At 67.1% G+C, this 13,952-nt stretch carries 10 protein-coding genes; all 10 read right to left on the bottom strand.

The window, feature by feature from the left end; genetic code table 11:
* Positions 1 to 339 precede the first annotated feature (339 nt).
* Complete coding sequence (locus ACFV7R_RS23760) at positions 340 to 852, bottom strand: DUF1707 and DUF4190 domain-containing protein (RefSeq protein WP_385266603.1); 513 nt, start codon at positions 850 to 852, stop codon at positions 340 to 342.
* Positions 853 to 958: 106 nt separating this feature from the next.
* Positions 959 to 4,858 carry a DNA-directed RNA polymerase subunit beta' gene (locus ACFV7R_RS23755; RefSeq protein ID WP_129799289.1) on the bottom strand — a complete coding sequence of 1,300 codons (3,900 nt, stop codon included), beginning with the start codon at positions 4,856 to 4,858 and terminating at the stop codon, positions 959 to 961.
* A gap of 94 nt (positions 4,859 to 4,952) precedes the next feature.
* Positions 4,953 to 8,438 carry a DNA-directed RNA polymerase subunit beta gene (gene rpoB / locus ACFV7R_RS23750; RefSeq protein WP_385266600.1) on the bottom strand — a complete coding sequence of 1,162 codons (3,486 nt, stop codon included), beginning with the start codon at positions 8,436 to 8,438 and terminating at the stop codon, positions 4,953 to 4,955.
* 606 nt (positions 8,439 to 9,044) lie between these two features.
* Positions 9,045 to 9,434, bottom strand: coding sequence for a 50S ribosomal protein L7/L12 (gene rplL, locus ACFV7R_RS23745; RefSeq protein ID WP_129799291.1), 390 nt, complete (start codon positions 9,432 to 9,434; stop codon positions 9,045 to 9,047).
* 114 nt (positions 9,435 to 9,548) lie between these two features.
* A complete protein-coding gene (rplJ, locus tag ACFV7R_RS23740) occupies positions 9,549 to 10,079 on the bottom strand; it encodes a 50S ribosomal protein L10 (RefSeq protein ID WP_129799292.1) in 531 nt (176 codons plus the stop codon).
* A 310-nt stretch (positions 10,080 to 10,389) separates the two neighbouring features.
* The gene (locus ACFV7R_RS23735) at positions 10,390 to 11,232 is read right to left on the bottom strand and encodes a DUF1396 domain-containing protein (protein ID WP_385266595.1); all 843 of its coding nucleotides are present in this window, start codon (positions 11,230 to 11,232) and stop codon (positions 10,390 to 10,392) included.
* A gap of 102 nt (positions 11,233 to 11,334) precedes the next feature.
* Positions 11,335 to 12,180, bottom strand: coding sequence for a hypothetical protein (locus ACFV7R_RS23730; protein ID WP_385266593.1), 846 nt, complete (start codon positions 12,178 to 12,180; stop codon positions 11,335 to 11,337).
* 142 nt (positions 12,181 to 12,322) lie between these two features.
* Complete coding sequence (gene rplA / locus ACFV7R_RS23725; protein ID WP_129799294.1) at positions 12,323 to 13,048, bottom strand: 50S ribosomal protein L1; 726 nt, start codon at positions 13,046 to 13,048, stop codon at positions 12,323 to 12,325.
* 78 nt (positions 13,049 to 13,126) lie between these two features.
* Positions 13,127 to 13,561: a 50S ribosomal protein L11 gene (gene rplK, locus ACFV7R_RS23720; RefSeq protein ID WP_004927359.1), complete on the bottom strand. Its 435-nt coding sequence runs from the start codon at positions 13,559 to 13,561 to the stop codon at positions 13,127 to 13,129.
* Between the two features lie 108 nt (positions 13,562 to 13,669).
* A complete protein-coding gene (locus ACFV7R_RS23715) occupies positions 13,670 to 13,948 on the bottom strand; it encodes a hypothetical protein (protein WP_385266588.1) in 279 nt (92 codons plus the stop codon).
* Positions 13,949 to 13,952: the final 4 nt, after the last annotated feature.

The raw sequence follows: 13,952 nt of genomic DNA, 5'->3' as shown, positions 1-13,952 counted from the left end.
GTGCCGATGGGTACAGCTAACCTGGAACGTCGCCGACCCACGCGGTCGGGTGTGTCGAATCCCGCGGCACTCCCGCCGCTAGGCAGAAAGAGGCGCAGATTACGGTGGCCGGTCTCGGCCCCCGGTGCGGTCTGAAGGCACGCACGAGAGCCAGGGCACACCCCAGGCACAAGGTCTGAGCGTACCTACCTCATTCGCTGTGGTCAAAACAAATGGGCGTCACCCACCTCGCCATGCGAGGTATGTCAAGCCCCGGTACCCTCGGTGATCTTCGAATCGACGACTCCCGCATCTCCGGGCACCCTCTCATGATCTTCGGTCGGACGTCGTCCGGCTGTGTCACCACGCGGCGAGCGTCACCGCCAGCACCACGGCCAGGACGAGCGCCCAGCCCGCCGTGGACAGCCAGCCGAACACCAGACCGGTCAGCGCCAGCCAGTCGCCGCCCTCCCCGGTGCGCCGGATCTCGGCCCGTGCCGAGTGCCCCAGAATCACCGCGGGGATACCGGTGAGACCTACGGTCACCAGACACAGGGCCCCGCAGATCGCGGACCCGACCGCCTTCATGTTCGTCCGCGCCGTCGGCACGGGCGCGAACGTCCGGGGCACGGGCGAGCCGGCCGTGAGATGCGGTACGGGCCCCTGCGGCAGGTCGGCGACCAGCAGCGCCAGCTCCCCCACCGTACGGGCCGCATACGCCCGCGCAACCCGCTTCTCGAACTCGGCATGCTCCAGCCGCCCCTCCCCGTAGCCGGCTCTGAGCACATCCACGGCGCGCTCACGGTCGGCGTGCGAGGCGAGCATCGACGGGGTGCTGGGCTGCCCCCAGGGTTGCCATGCGGGGTACGACACCACCAACCACCTCCCGGGACGGCGGGGGTCTCCTCCATGATGCGCCGAAGGGCGGCCTCCCGCGTAACGGGGAGACCGCCCTTCAGTGCGTCAAGCGGACGCTCGCTTACTGGTTGTACGGACCGTAGTCGTAGTCCTCCAGCGGTACGGCCTGGCCGGAGCCGGTGCCGAACGGCGAGTAGTCGATGTCGTCGTAGCCGACGGCCGAGTACATCGCGGCCTTGGCCTCCTCGGTCGGCTCGACCCGGATGTTGCGGTAGCGGGACAGGCCCGTACCGGCCGGGATGAGCTTACCGATGATGACGTTCTCCTTGAGGCCGATCAGGGAGTCGGACTTGGCGTTGATCGCCGCGTCCGTGAGGACCCTGGTCGTCTCCTGGAAGGACGCCGCCGACAGCCACGACTCGGTCGCCAGCGAGGCCTTGGTGATACCCATCAGCTGCGGACGACCGGAGGCCGGGTGACCGCCCTCCTGGACCACACGACGGTTCTCGGTCTCGAACTTCGAGCGCTCGACCAGCTCGCCGGGCAGCAGCTCGGCGTCGCCGGACTCGATGATCGTCACACGGCGCAGCATCTGCCGGATGATGATCTCGATGTGCTTGTCGTGGATCGACACACCCTGCGAGTTGTACACCCGCTGGACCTCGCCGACCAGGTGGACCTGGACGGCACGCTGGCCCAGGATGCGCAGCACGTCGTGCGGGTTGGTGGCACCCACGGTGAGCTTCTGGCCCACCTCGACGTGCTCGCCCTCGCTGACCAGGAGTCGGGCACGCTTCGAGATCGGGTACGCCGTCTCGTCGCTGCCGTCGTCCGGGGTGACGACGATCTTCTTGGTCTTCTCGGTCTCCTCGATCCGCACGCGGCCGGTGGCCTCGGAGATCGGGGCGACACCCTTCGGGGTACGGGCCTCGAAGAGCTCGACGACACGGGGCAGACCCTGGGTGATGTCGTCACCGGCCACACCACCGGTGTGGAAGGTACGCATCGTCAGCTGGGTACCGGGCTCACCGATGGACTGGGCGGCGATGATGCCGACCGCCTCACCGATGTCGACCAGCTTGCCGGTGGCCAGCGAGCGGCCGTAGCACATGGCGCAGGTGCCGACGTGCGACTCGCAGGTCAGGATCGAACGGGTCTTGACCTCGGAGACGCCGTGCCGGATCAGCTCGTCGATGAGCACGTCGCCCAGGTCGGTACCGGCCGGGGCCAGCACCTTGCCGTCCACCACGATGTCCTCGGCGAGGCAGCGCGCGTACACGGACGTCTCGACGTCCTCCGCCTTGATCAGCGAACCGTCGGCACCGCGCTCGGCGATCGACAGACGCAGACCACGGTCGGTGCCGCAGTCCTCCTCGCGGATGATGACGTCCTGCGAGACGTCCACCAGACGACGGGTGAGGTAACCCGAGTCGGCGGTACGCAGGGCGGTGTCCGCCAGACCCTTACGGGCACCGTGCGTGGAGATGAAGTACTCCAGCACGGACAGACCCTCACGGAACGACGCCTTGATCGGACGCGGAATCGTCTCGTTCTTCGCGTTCGACACCAGACCACGCATACCGGCAATCTGACGCATCTGCATCATGTTGCCTCGTGCACCCGAGCTCACCATCATGAAGATCGGGTTGGTCTTCGGGAAGTTCTCGTTCATCGCCTCGGCGACCTCGTTGGTCGCCTTGGTCCAGATCGCGATGAGTTCCTGCGTGCGCTCGTCCTTGGTGATCAGACCGCGCTCGTACTGCTTCTGGACCTTCTCGTCCTGCGCCTCGTAGCCCTTGACGATCTCCTTCTTCGCCTCGGGGACGACGACGTCGGAGATGGCGACGGTGACGCCGGAACGGGTGGCCCAGAAGAAGCCGGCCGCCTTCAGGTTGTCGAGCGTCGCCGCCACGATGACCTTCGGGTAGCGCTCGGCCAGGTCGTTGACGATCTGGGAGAGCTGCTTCTTGCCGACCTCGTAGTCGACGAACGGGTAGTCCTCGGGCAGCAGTTCGTTGAAGAGCGCACGGCCCAGCGTGGTCTTCAGCGTGAAGCTGTCACCCTGCTGCCACTCCGGCTCGCCCTCCTCGCGCACCGGCGGCTCCCAGCCACGCGGCGGGATGGTGCCCACCGGGAAGCGGATGTCGACCGGCGCCTGCAGCGACAGCTCGCCGGCGTCGAACGCCATGATCGCCTCGGCGACCGAGGAGAACGGACGGTCGGCGCCCTTGATGTCGCGGCCCTCGGAGTCCGTGGTGAGGAAGTACAGACCCAGCACCATGTCCTGGGTCGGCATCGTCACCGGACGGCCGTCGGCGGGCTTGAGGATGTTGTTCGAGGACAGCATCAGGATGCGGGCCTCGGCCTGCGCCTCCGCGGACAGCGGCAGGTGCACGGCCATCTGGTCACCGTCGAAGTCCGCGTTGAACGCGGTGCAGACGAGCGGGTGGATCTGGATGGCCTTGCCCTCGACCAGCTGCGGCTCGAAGGCCTGGATGCCGAGGCGGTGCAGCGTGGGCGCACGGTTCAGCAGAACCGGGTGCTCCGCGATGACCTCTTCCAGCACGTCGTACACGACCGTGCGGCCGCGCTCGACCATGCGCTTGGCGCTCTTGATGTTCTGCGCGTGGTTCAGGTCGACCAGGCGCTTCATCACGAACGGCTTGAAGAGCTCCAGCGCCATCGCCTTCGGCAGACCGCACTGGTGCAGCTTCAGCTGCGGACCGACGACGATCACGGAACGCGCGGAGTAGTCCACACGCTTACCGAGCAGGTTCTGACGGAAGCGACCCTGCTTGCCCTTCAGCATGTCGCTGAGGGACTTCAGCGGGCGGTTGCCCGGACCGGTGACCGGACGGCCGCGGCGGCCGTTGTCGAACAGCGCGTCGACGGCCTCCTGGAGCATGCGCTTCTCGTTGTTCACGATGATCTCGGGCGCGCCGAGGTCGAGAAGCCGCTTCAGTCGGTTGTTCCGGTTGATCACACGGCGGTACAGGTCGTTCAGGTCGGAGGTCGCGAAGCGGCCACCGTCCAGCTGCACCATCGGGCGGAGGTCCGGCGGGATGACCGGGACGCAGTCCAGGACCATGCCCTTGGGGCTGTTGGAGGTCTGCAGGAACGCGGACACGACCTTCAGCCGCTTCAGGGCGCGGGTCTTCTTCTGGCCCTTGCCGGTGCGGATGATCTCGCGGAGGCGCTCGGCCTCCTCGTCCAGGTCGAAGGACTCCAGGCGCTTCTGCAGCGCCGCGGCACCCATCGAACCGTCGAAGTACGTGCCGAAGCGGTCACGCAGCTCGCGGTAGAGCAGCTCGTCGCCCTCGAGGTCCTGGACCTTGAGGTTCTTGAACCGGTTCCACACCTCGTCGAGGCGGTCGATCTCGCGCTGCGCACGGTCGCGCAGCTGCTTCATCTCACGCTCGGCACCCTCGCGCACCTTGCGGCGCACATCGGCCTTGGCACCCTCGGCCTCCAGCTCGGCCAGGTCGGCCTCGAGCTTCTTGGCGCGGGTCTCCAGGTCGGCGTCGCGGCGCTGCTCGATCTGCTGGCGCTCGACGGAGACATGGGCCTCCAGCGAGGGCAGGTCGCGGGTGCGGCGCTCCTCGTCGACGTACGTGATCATGTACGCCGCGAAGTAGATGACCTTCTCCAGGTCCTTCGGGGCGAGGTCGAGCAGGTAGCCCAGCCGCGACGGAACGCCCTTGAAGTACCAGATGTGCGTGACGGGGGCGGCCAGCTCGATGTGGCCCATCCGCTCACGGCGCACCTTGGCGCGCGTGACCTCGACGCCACAGCGCTCACAGATGATGCCCTTGAAGCGCACGCGCTTGTACTTGCCGCAGTAGCACTCCCAGTCCCGGGTCGGACCGAAGATCTTCTCGCAGAAGAGTCCGTCCTTTTCGGGCTTGAGGGTGCGGTAGTTGATGGTCTCGGGCTTCTTGACCTCGCCGTGGCTCCACTGACGGATGTCGTCAGCGGTGGCCAGGCCGATCCGGAGCTCGTCGAAGAAGTTGACGTCGAGCACTATGCGTCAATCCCTCTCAGGGTCGTAAGTCATTGGGTCTGATACGGGGGTCCTGGGGCCGGCCGGGGCAATGCGCACCCCGGCCGGACTCCCGTCAGACCTCTTCGACGCTGCTCGGCTCACGCCGGGACAGGTCGATGCCGAGCTCCTCCGCAGCGCGGAAGACGTCCTCGTCGGTGTCTCGCATCTCGATGGACATACCGTCGCTGGACAGCACCTCCACGTTCAGGCAGAGAGACTGCATCTCCTTGATGAGCACCTTGAAGGACTCGGGGATGCCGGGCTCGGGGATGTTCTCGCCCTTGACGATGGCCTCGTAGACCTTCACGCGACCGGTCACGTCGTCGGACTTGATGGTCAGCAGCTCCTGGAGGGCGTAGGCGGCGCCGTACGCCTCGAGTGCCCACACCTCCATCTCGCCGAACCGCTGGCCACCGAACTGGGCCTTACCACCCAGCGGCTGCTGGGTGATCATCGAGTACGGACCGGTCGAACGGGCGTGCAGCTTGTCGTCGACCAGGTGGTGCAGCTTCAGGATGTACATGTAGCCGACCGAGATCGGGTCCGGGAACGGCTCACCGCTACGGCCGTCGAACAGCCGCGCCTTGCCGGACGGGAGCACCATGCGCTCGCCGTCACGGTTCGGGATGGTGTGCTGCAGCAGACCCGCGAGCTCGTCCTCACGCGCACCGTCGAAGACCGGGGTGGCGACGTTGGTGCCGGGCTCGACGCTGTCGGCGCCGATGGCCTGCAGGCGCTGGGCCCACTCGTCGGCGAGGCCGGAGACGTCCCAGCCGCGGCTGGCGAGCCAGCCGAGGTGGATCTCCAGGACCTGTCCCGGGTTCATTCGGGACGGGACACCCAGCGGGTTGAGGATGATGTCGACCGGGGTGCCGTCCTCCAGGAACGGCATGTCCTCGATCGGCAGGATCTTCGAGATGACGCCCTTGTTGCCGTGGCGGCCGGCGAGCTTGTCACCGTCGGTGATCTTGCGCTTCTGCGCGACGTACACGCGCACCAGCTGGTTCACACCGGGGGGAAGCTCGTCGCCCTCCTCGCGGTCGAAGACGCGCACGCCGATGACCTTGCCGGTCTCGCCGTGCGGCACCTTCAGCGAGGTGTCACGGACCTCACGGGCCTTCTCACCGAAGATCGCGCGCAGCAGGCGCTCCTCGGGGGTCAGCTCGGTCTCACCCTTCGGGGTCACCTTGCCGACGAGGATGTCACCGGCGATGACCTCGGCACCGATGCGGATGATGCCGCGCTCGTCGAGGTCGGCGAGGACCTCCTCGGAGACGTTCGGGATGTCCCGGGTGATCTCCTCCGGGCCGAGCTTGGTGTCACGGGCGTCGACCTCGTGCTCCTCGATGTGGATCGAGGAGAGGACGTCGTCCTGCACGAGGCGCTGCGACAGGATGATCGCGTCCTCGTAGTTGTGACCCTCCCACGGCATGAACGCCACGAGCAGGTTCTTGCCGAGGGCCATCTCGCCGTTCTGGGTGGCCGGACCGTCGGCGAGGACCTGGCCCTCGATGACTCGGTCGCCCTCGTTGACGATGACCTTCTGGTTGACCGAGGTGCCCTGGTTGGAGCGGGCGAACTTGGCCAGGCGGTACGTGATGTACGTGCCGTCGTCGTTGGCGGTGGTGATGTAGTCCGCGGAGACCTCCTGGACCACACCCGCCTTCTCGGCCTTGACCACGTCGCCGGCGTCGACCGCGGAGCGGTACTCCATGCCGGTGCCGACGAGCGGGGACTCGGACTTAATCAGCGGCACGGCCTGACGCATCATGTTCGCGCCCATGAGGGCACGGTTGGCGTCGTCGTGCTCGAGGAACGGGATCATGGCGGTCGCGACCGACACCATCTGGCGCGGCGAGACGTCCATGTAGTCCACGTCGTCGGGCGCGACGTAGTCGACCTCGCCGCCACGGCGGCGGACCAGCACGCGGGCCTCGGCGAACCGGAGTTCGTCGGTCAGCGGCGCGTTGGCCTGCGCGATGACGAAGCGGTCCTCCTCGTCGGCGGTCAGGTAGTCCACATCGTCGGTGACCTGGCCGTCGACGACCTTGCGGTACGGGGTCTCGACGAAACCGAACGCGTTGACCCGGCCGTACGAGGCGAGCGAACCGATCAGACCGATGTTCGGGCCTTCAGGGGTCTCGATCGGGCACATGCGTCCGTAGTGGGACGGGTGCACGTCACGGACCTCGAAGCCGGCCCGCTCACGGGACAGACCACCCGGGCCGAGCGCGGACAGACGACGCTTGTGCGTCAGCCCGGACAGCGGGTTGTTCTGGTCCATGAACTGCGACAGCTGGCTGGTGCCGAAGAACTCCTTGATGGAGGCGACGACCGGCCGGATGTTGATCAGGGTCTGCGGCGTGATCGCCTCGACGTCCTGCGTGGTCATGCGCTCCCGCACGACGCGCTCCATACGTGCCAGACCCGTACGGACCTGGTTCTGGATGAGCTCGCCGACGTTGCGCAGACGACGGTTGCCGAAGTGGTCGATGTCGTCGGTCTCGACGACGATCGTCTGACCGCTGTCGCCGACCGTCTCGGTCTCACCGGCGTGCAGCTGCACCAGGTACTTGATCGTCGCGATGATGTCCTCGACGGTCAGGACGCCCGCGTCCAGCGGAGCGTCGGCGCCCAGCTTCTTGTTGACCTTGTAGCGGCCGACCTTGGCGAGGTCGTAGCGCTTGGGGTTGAAGTAGAGGTTCTCGAGCAGCGTCTGCGCGGCCTCACGCGTGGGGGGCTCGCCCGGGCGCAGCTTGCGGTAGATGTCGAGCAGCGCGTCGTCCTGGCCCTGGGTGTGGTCCTTCTCCAGGGTGGCGCGCATGGACTCGTACTCGCCGAACTCCTCGAGGATCTGCTCGGTCGTCCAGCCGAGCGCCTTGAGCAGGACGGTAACGGACTGCTTGCGCTTACGGTCGATGCGCACACCGACCATGTCGCGCTTGTCGATCTCCATCTCCAGCCAGGCACCCCGGGACGGGATGATCTTGGCGGAGAAGATGTCCTTGTCGGACGTCTTGTCGATGCTGGAGTCGAAGTAGACACCGGGCGAACGGACCAGCTGCGACACCACGACACGCTCGGTGCCGTTGATGACGAAGGTGCCCTTGTTCGTCATGAGCGGGAAGTCGCCCATGAAGACCGTCTGGGACTTGATCTCGCCGGTCTCGTTGTTGGTGAACTCGGCGGTGACGAAGAGCGGAGCCGCGTAGGTGAAGTCACGCTCCTTGCACTCGTCGATCGAGTTCTTCGGCGGCTCGAAGCGGTGGTCGCGGAAGGTCAGCGACATCGACCCGCTGAAGTCCTCGATCGGGGAGATCTCCTCGAAGATCTCCTCGAGCCCGGACTTGGTGGGGACGTCCTGACCGGACTCCAGAGCCTCCTCGACCCGACTCTGCCAGGCGATGTTCCCGAGCAGCCAGTCAAAGCTCTCGGTCTGCAGCGCGAGCAGGTTGGGAACCTCGAGAGGCTCCTTGATCTTTGCAAAGGAGATGCGCAGCGGGGCGGTGCTGGCGCCGTTGTTCGTATTCGCGGTCGAGGCAGTGCGCGAGGCGGCCAAGAGGGGGTCCTTCCGAGGGCTCGGACTCACTACGCGCGTACCGGCCCCTCACCGATACACAGAGACAGGTTCCCTTGATTGACCAAATGGCCAGGTCAGGGACGGTCCGGTCGTCGGTGCTCGAGCGAGGGCATGCCCCTGGTGACGGGCAGGGGACAGCTAACAGGCAGCGCAAAGGGTCAGTGTAGCCACTCGGCACACTGATGTCCAGCGCGGGTTTTCGGAACCCTCGTTGCCCTCGTTGTTCTCAACCCCTGCGACAAGGCGACACCCTCAACGCACGTTGATACTGCCCTCTTCGCCGTCGATCCATGCCTCGGATTCGGATCCTTGTGACGACGCGTCCTGAGAATTGCGCGCTGCGTGCAGTTCGTCAAGGCCCCCCTGGCTCAAACCGGGTGCTGCGCTCGTCACGTGCGCGCTCGGAGGCAGGACGAAGATCACCTTACCCCTCCCGTCCGGGCGTGCAAGGTAGCCGCCACCCAAGCCCCCTGAACGCCGAAGAGCGACCACCCGGATGGATGATCGCTCTTCGGTGCGTTCGCGTTACAGCCCTACTGGGCCGCACTCGGCGCGCTGAGAGGTGCGGAGATACTCCGAAAGGTCTTACTTGACCTCGACGGAGGCGCCGGCGCCCTCGAGGGACTCCTTGGCCTTGTCGGCGGCGTCCTTGGCAACCTTCTCCAGGACGGGCTTCGGGGCGCCGTCCACCAGGTCCTTGGCCTCCTTCAGGCCGAGGGAGGTCAGCTCGCGCACGACCTTGATGACCTGGATCTTCTTGTCACCGGCGCCGGTGAGGATGACGTCGAACTCGTCCTTCTCCTCCGGGGCCTCGGCGCCGGCGGCGGCACCGGCACCACCGGCGACGACGACCGGGGCGGCCGCGGCGGCGGTGACGTCGAACTTCTCCTCGAACGCCTTCACGAACTCGGAGAGCTCGATGAGGGTCATCTCCTCGAACTGCGCGAGCAGGTCTTCCTGGCTGAGCTTCGCCATGATGGCGGTCCTTCCACTAATTCGGCAGGTGCCGGATGTACATGTGAGGCGGGCGTACGTCTGGCCCGCGACGGCCTCCGCGTTCAGGCAGCGGTGGCCGGGATGCGAGCCGAGTTACTCGGCACCGCCCTGCTCGTCCTGCTTGGCACGCAGCGCGTCCACGGTGCGGACGAGCTTCGACGGCAGCGCCTGGAAGACGGAGGCAGCCTGGGACTGCTTCGCCTTGAAGGCACCGGCCAGCTTGGAGAGCAGAACCTCGCGAGACTCGAGGTCCGCAAGCTTCTTGATGTCGTCGGCGGACAGCGCCTTGCCTTCAAGGACACCGCCCTTGATGACGAGATTCGGGTTGTCCTTGGCGAAGTCACGAAGACCCTTCGCCGACTCCACCGGGTCGCCGGTGATGAAGGCGACAGCCGTCGGACCAGCGAACTGGTCGTCCAGCGTCGTGATCCCGGCCTCGTTGGCCGCAATCTTGGTCAGCGTGTTCTTCACCACGGCGTACTGGGCGTTCTCACCGAGCGAACGGCGCAGCTGCTTGAGCTGAGCCACGGTGAGACCGCGGTACTCGGTCAGCACGGCGGCGTTGGAGCTGCGGAACTTGTCCGTCAGCTCGGCAACCGCGGCAGCCTTGTCGGGCCTCGCCATAGAGCCTCGGCCTCCTTCCGGGTGATTCGGACCGCGCGGACCCGAAGGAGGACTGGGGAAAACGAAACGCCCCGGCGCAGGCGCACGGGGCGTAGCTCGACCAGACGGATTCCGTACGGACGGAACCGGTCCGGGAGCACTTCCACTGTCACCTACGCGGGTCGTCCGCAGTTCAGCGGATCCTTCGGCCACCGCGCCCTCGTACGAGCACGCGGCAACGACCAGCGGTCTTTGGCTTCTGCAGAAGAGTACGGGACCGGATCGCTGTCAAGCAAATCCGGTCGTACGACGGTGCTCGGCTCCGGGCTGGTCAGCTCTCCCCGAGTTCCTTCATCATCTCGGCGAGGTCGAGCGTCTCCTTGGCAGGCGGGGCTTGGACGGTCACCGGCTCGTTGTAGTCGAGGAACGTCACCGTCATGTCGAGCCTGCCCTTGTCGGCGTCGCCCTGCATACGGAACTGCTTGGTGTGGTCGTCGCCGTCGACCCACATGTCCATGGTCAGCTCGTCGACGCCCATGTCCTCGTACTGCTCGAGGCTCTTCTCGCGCAGCTCGCGGGTCTTCTTGTCCTCGTCCTTGAGGCTGTCCCGCATCTCGTCGAGGGTGATCGTGCCCTTGTAGTGGGTGGTCTCCACGCCGTCGACCGTCTCGGTGCCGACCTCCTCGACGTCGTCGGAGCCGGTGAGGAAGGCGGACTCGGCAGCCGGGTTCCTGTCGGCCTGGTCGAGGCCGCTCGCCCCGGAGCCGAGGCTGTGCCCGCCACCCAGCTCGGAGGCGTCGATCTTCATCCAGCTCTTGCCGTCCATCTCCTCGGCCATCGACTCGCCGCCGAGGTACAGCGCCTTGCCCACCAGGCGCATCTCCACCGGGCCGGTCATCTCCGGGTCGTCGGGCATGGTGATCTTCATGCTCATGGCCTGCGGCTTCATGCTCATCGCCGCCTCGGCCTCGACCCGGCCGTCGCCGGGGACCTCGCCCTTCATCCGGTAGCGGAGGGAGGTGATGTCCTCCGTCTTCTCCGCCGCCTTGGCGACAGCCGCGGCGGGCGTCATGGCCGGCGCCTGCTCGGTACCGCAGCCGACCGCACCGCCGAGGACCAGTGCCGCGAGCCCGGCTCCCGCCACCCCGCCCCGCGTACGTACAGAAAGACCCATCGATTCCCCCCAAGGAACACATGACCGATTCAAAGCAACAGGGCTGGAGCCTATCCCAGGGGCCCCGGAGGGTTCCCCGAATTCCCTGGGCCACAGAAGGGCTCACCCGGGCTTCAGCAGGTCCTTGACGTCCTGGGTGTCGGCGGCCGGGGGTTCCTCGGCGGTGGCCTCGGCGCCGTAGTCGCTGTAGTAGGCGGTCTGGGTGAGCTCGCCGCTCGTCGTGCGGCCCTTCTCGACCTTCTTGACCAGCAGGTCCCGGTCGTTGACCCATATGTCGACGGTCTGCGTGGTGACACCGGCGTCGCCGACGTCGACCGTGCCGGAGTAGTGCGTGGTGCGCTCGCCACGTATCCGTTCCTCGCCGACCCTGCGCACGTCGTCCGATTCCAGCAGCAGCCGTACCGATTCGTCGGGGGTGCTCTGCCGCAGCTGCTTCTCGAGGTACGCGCCGGAGCTGCCGGCCAGCTGCTCCAGGCCGTCGTACGCGTACTTCAGCCAGTGCCTGCCGCCCGCCTGCGCGGCGAACTCGTCGCCCATGCGGGCGTAGTAGGCGTCGGGCAGATAGCGGGCCTCCATCGACGTGCTGCCGAGGCGGCGCATCGTGTCGGCCATCGTGCCGCCGGTGTAGGTGATCGTCAGGGTGCCGGTGATGGCGTCGCCCCAGCCGAGGACGCCGTCGGCGGTCATGGACATCATCGTGCCCATGGTCGTGGTGGACTCGACGCGGGCGGAGCCGGCCCGGTCGGTGGACCGCTCGGCGGAGCGCAGCTCGGCCGTCGGGCGGGCCTGGGCGGCGCCGGTTGCGCTGTCGCGGGCCGGGCTGTCGTCCGGGGCGGGGCGGCCGGAGGGGTCCGTGGAGATGCAGGCAGCCAAGCCGGTCAGCGCGGTCGCCGCTGCGATCGCGAGGGCCACGCGGCGCACGCCGGTGCGCAGGCTGGTGCTCGTCATTCGTCCCCCCTGTGCGAGATGCGAGTCCCGTGCAAGAACGCTAACCCAGGGCACTGACAGTCGTACCCGGCAGCGGAAAGGGAACGGGCCCCGCACCTCGGAAGGTGCGGGGCCCGTGACCGGTTGGGGTGAGCCTGAGGGCTCAGACCGCAGCCGGGTCCTCCTCGACGAGGAGGTTGCGGGTGCGGTTCGGGTCGACCGGGATGCCGGGGCCCATCGTGGTGGTGATGGCGGCCTTCTTGATGTAGCGACCCTTGGCGGCGGACGGCTTCAGACGGAGGATCTCCTCCAGCGCGGCGCCGTAGTTCTCCACCAGCTTGGTGTCGTCGAAGGACGCCTTGCCGATGATGAAGTGCAGGTTCGAGTGCTTGTCGACGCGGAACTCGATCTTGCCGCCCTTGATCTCGGTGACGGCCTTGGCCACGTCGGGGGTGACGGTGCCGGTCTTCGGGTTCGGCATCAGACCACGCGGGCCGAGGACGCGGCCGAGGCGGCCGACCTTGCCCATGAGGTCCGGGGTGGCGACGACGGCGTCGAAGTCCAGACGGCCCTTCGACACCTCGTCGATCAGCTCGTCGGCGCCGACGATGTCGGCGCCCGCGGCACGCGCGGCCTCGGCACGGTCACCGGTCGCGAAGACCAGGACCCGGGCGGTCTTACCGGTGCCGTGCGGAAGGTTCACGGTGCCACGGACCATCTGGTCGGCCTTGCGCGGGTCGACACCCAGACGGAAGGCGACCTCGACGGTGCCGTCGAACTTGGTCGTGGAGGTCTCCTTGGCGAGACGGACGGCCTCGAGCGGGGCGTACAGCTTTTCCCGGTCGACCTTGGCGTCCGCAGCGCGGAGAGACTTGCTGCGCTTGCTCACTACTGCTCCTGGGGATTCTTAGGAGTCGTGGTCCGGGCCGAGCAGGCCCTGCCACTTCTGCTTCGGGGAGGTTGGGGCTCAGCCCTCGACCGTGACGCCCATGGAACGGGCGGTGCCGGCGATGATCTTCTCGGCGGCGTCCAGGTCGTTGGCGTTGAGGTCGGGCATCTTGGTGGTGGCGATCTCGCGGACCTGGTCGCGGGTGATCTTCGCGACCTTGGTCTTGTGCGGCTCGCCGGAGCCCTTCTCCACGCCCGCGGCCTTGAGGATCATCTTGGCGGCCGGCGGGGTCTTGGTCACGAAGGTGAAGGAACGGTCCTCGTAGACCGTGATCTCCACCGGGATGACCCAGCCACGCTGCGACTCGGTCGCGGCGTTGTAGGCCTTGCAGAACTCCATGATGTTGACGCCGTGCTGACCCAGCGCGGGGCCGACCGGCGGAGCCGGGTTGGCCGCACCGGCCTGGATCTGGAGCTTGATGAGCCCCGTGACCTTCTTCTTCTTGGGAGGCATGCTCTCTCCGGGTCCTTAGTGAGAGTTTTTCAGCCGTCCGGTCCGGATCATCCGGATGGAGGCATACCGCACAACGATAACGGGTCGGTGTGCAGGTTCTGAAATCGATCAGGTCATACGGGGTTCGGCGGCCCTCGCGCGACGCAGTTTGACCGTCCAGGCGACGGCGCCGGACAGCGAGGTCAACGCCAGGAGGCCGGTGAAGCCGGCCTGGTAGCGAGTCCCGCGGACACTCACCTGGTGCGCGAGCGCGACACGCTGCGGATCGTCGGCACGGTGGACGATGTCCACGCGCTCGCCGTCGAGCCGGCGCTTGGCACTCGTGCCGACCGGCAGCGAGGCCGGCCGGCAGTTGCCCAGCGTCTCTGATTGGCTTAGCGATCCCATGGGT

It is taken from the genome of Streptomyces sp. NPDC059866, assembly GCF_042731325.1.
GTDB lineage: Bacteria > Actinomycetota > Actinomycetes > Streptomycetales > Streptomycetaceae > Streptomyces > Streptomyces flavusporus.
This window is presented reverse-complemented; position numbering and strand designations above follow the sequence as displayed.

Bases quoted from the DNA above. Each gene is read 5' to 3' on its own strand.
- rplL (WP_129799291.1), bottom strand. From the start codon at position 9,434: ATGGCGAAGCTCAGCCAGGAAGACCTGCTCGCGCAGTTCGAGGAGATG.
- rplJ (WP_129799292.1), bottom strand. From the start codon at position 10,079: ATGGCGAGGCCCGACAAGGCTGCCGCGGTTGCCGAGCTGACGGACAAG.
- ACFV7R_RS23735 (WP_385266595.1), bottom strand. From the start codon at position 11,232: ATGGGTCTTTCTGTACGTACGCGGGGCGGGGTGGCGGGAGCCGGGCTC.
- ACFV7R_RS23730 (WP_385266593.1), bottom strand. From the start codon at position 12,180: ATGACGAGCACCAGCCTGCGCACCGGCGTGCGCCGCGTGGCCCTCGCG.
- rplK (WP_004927359.1), bottom strand. From the start codon at position 13,561: ATGCCTCCCAAGAAGAAGAAGGTCACGGGGCTCATCAAGCTCCAGATC.
- ACFV7R_RS23715 (WP_385266588.1), bottom strand. From the start codon at position 13,948: ATGGGATCGCTAAGCCAATCAGAGACGCTGGGCAACTGCCGGCCGGCC.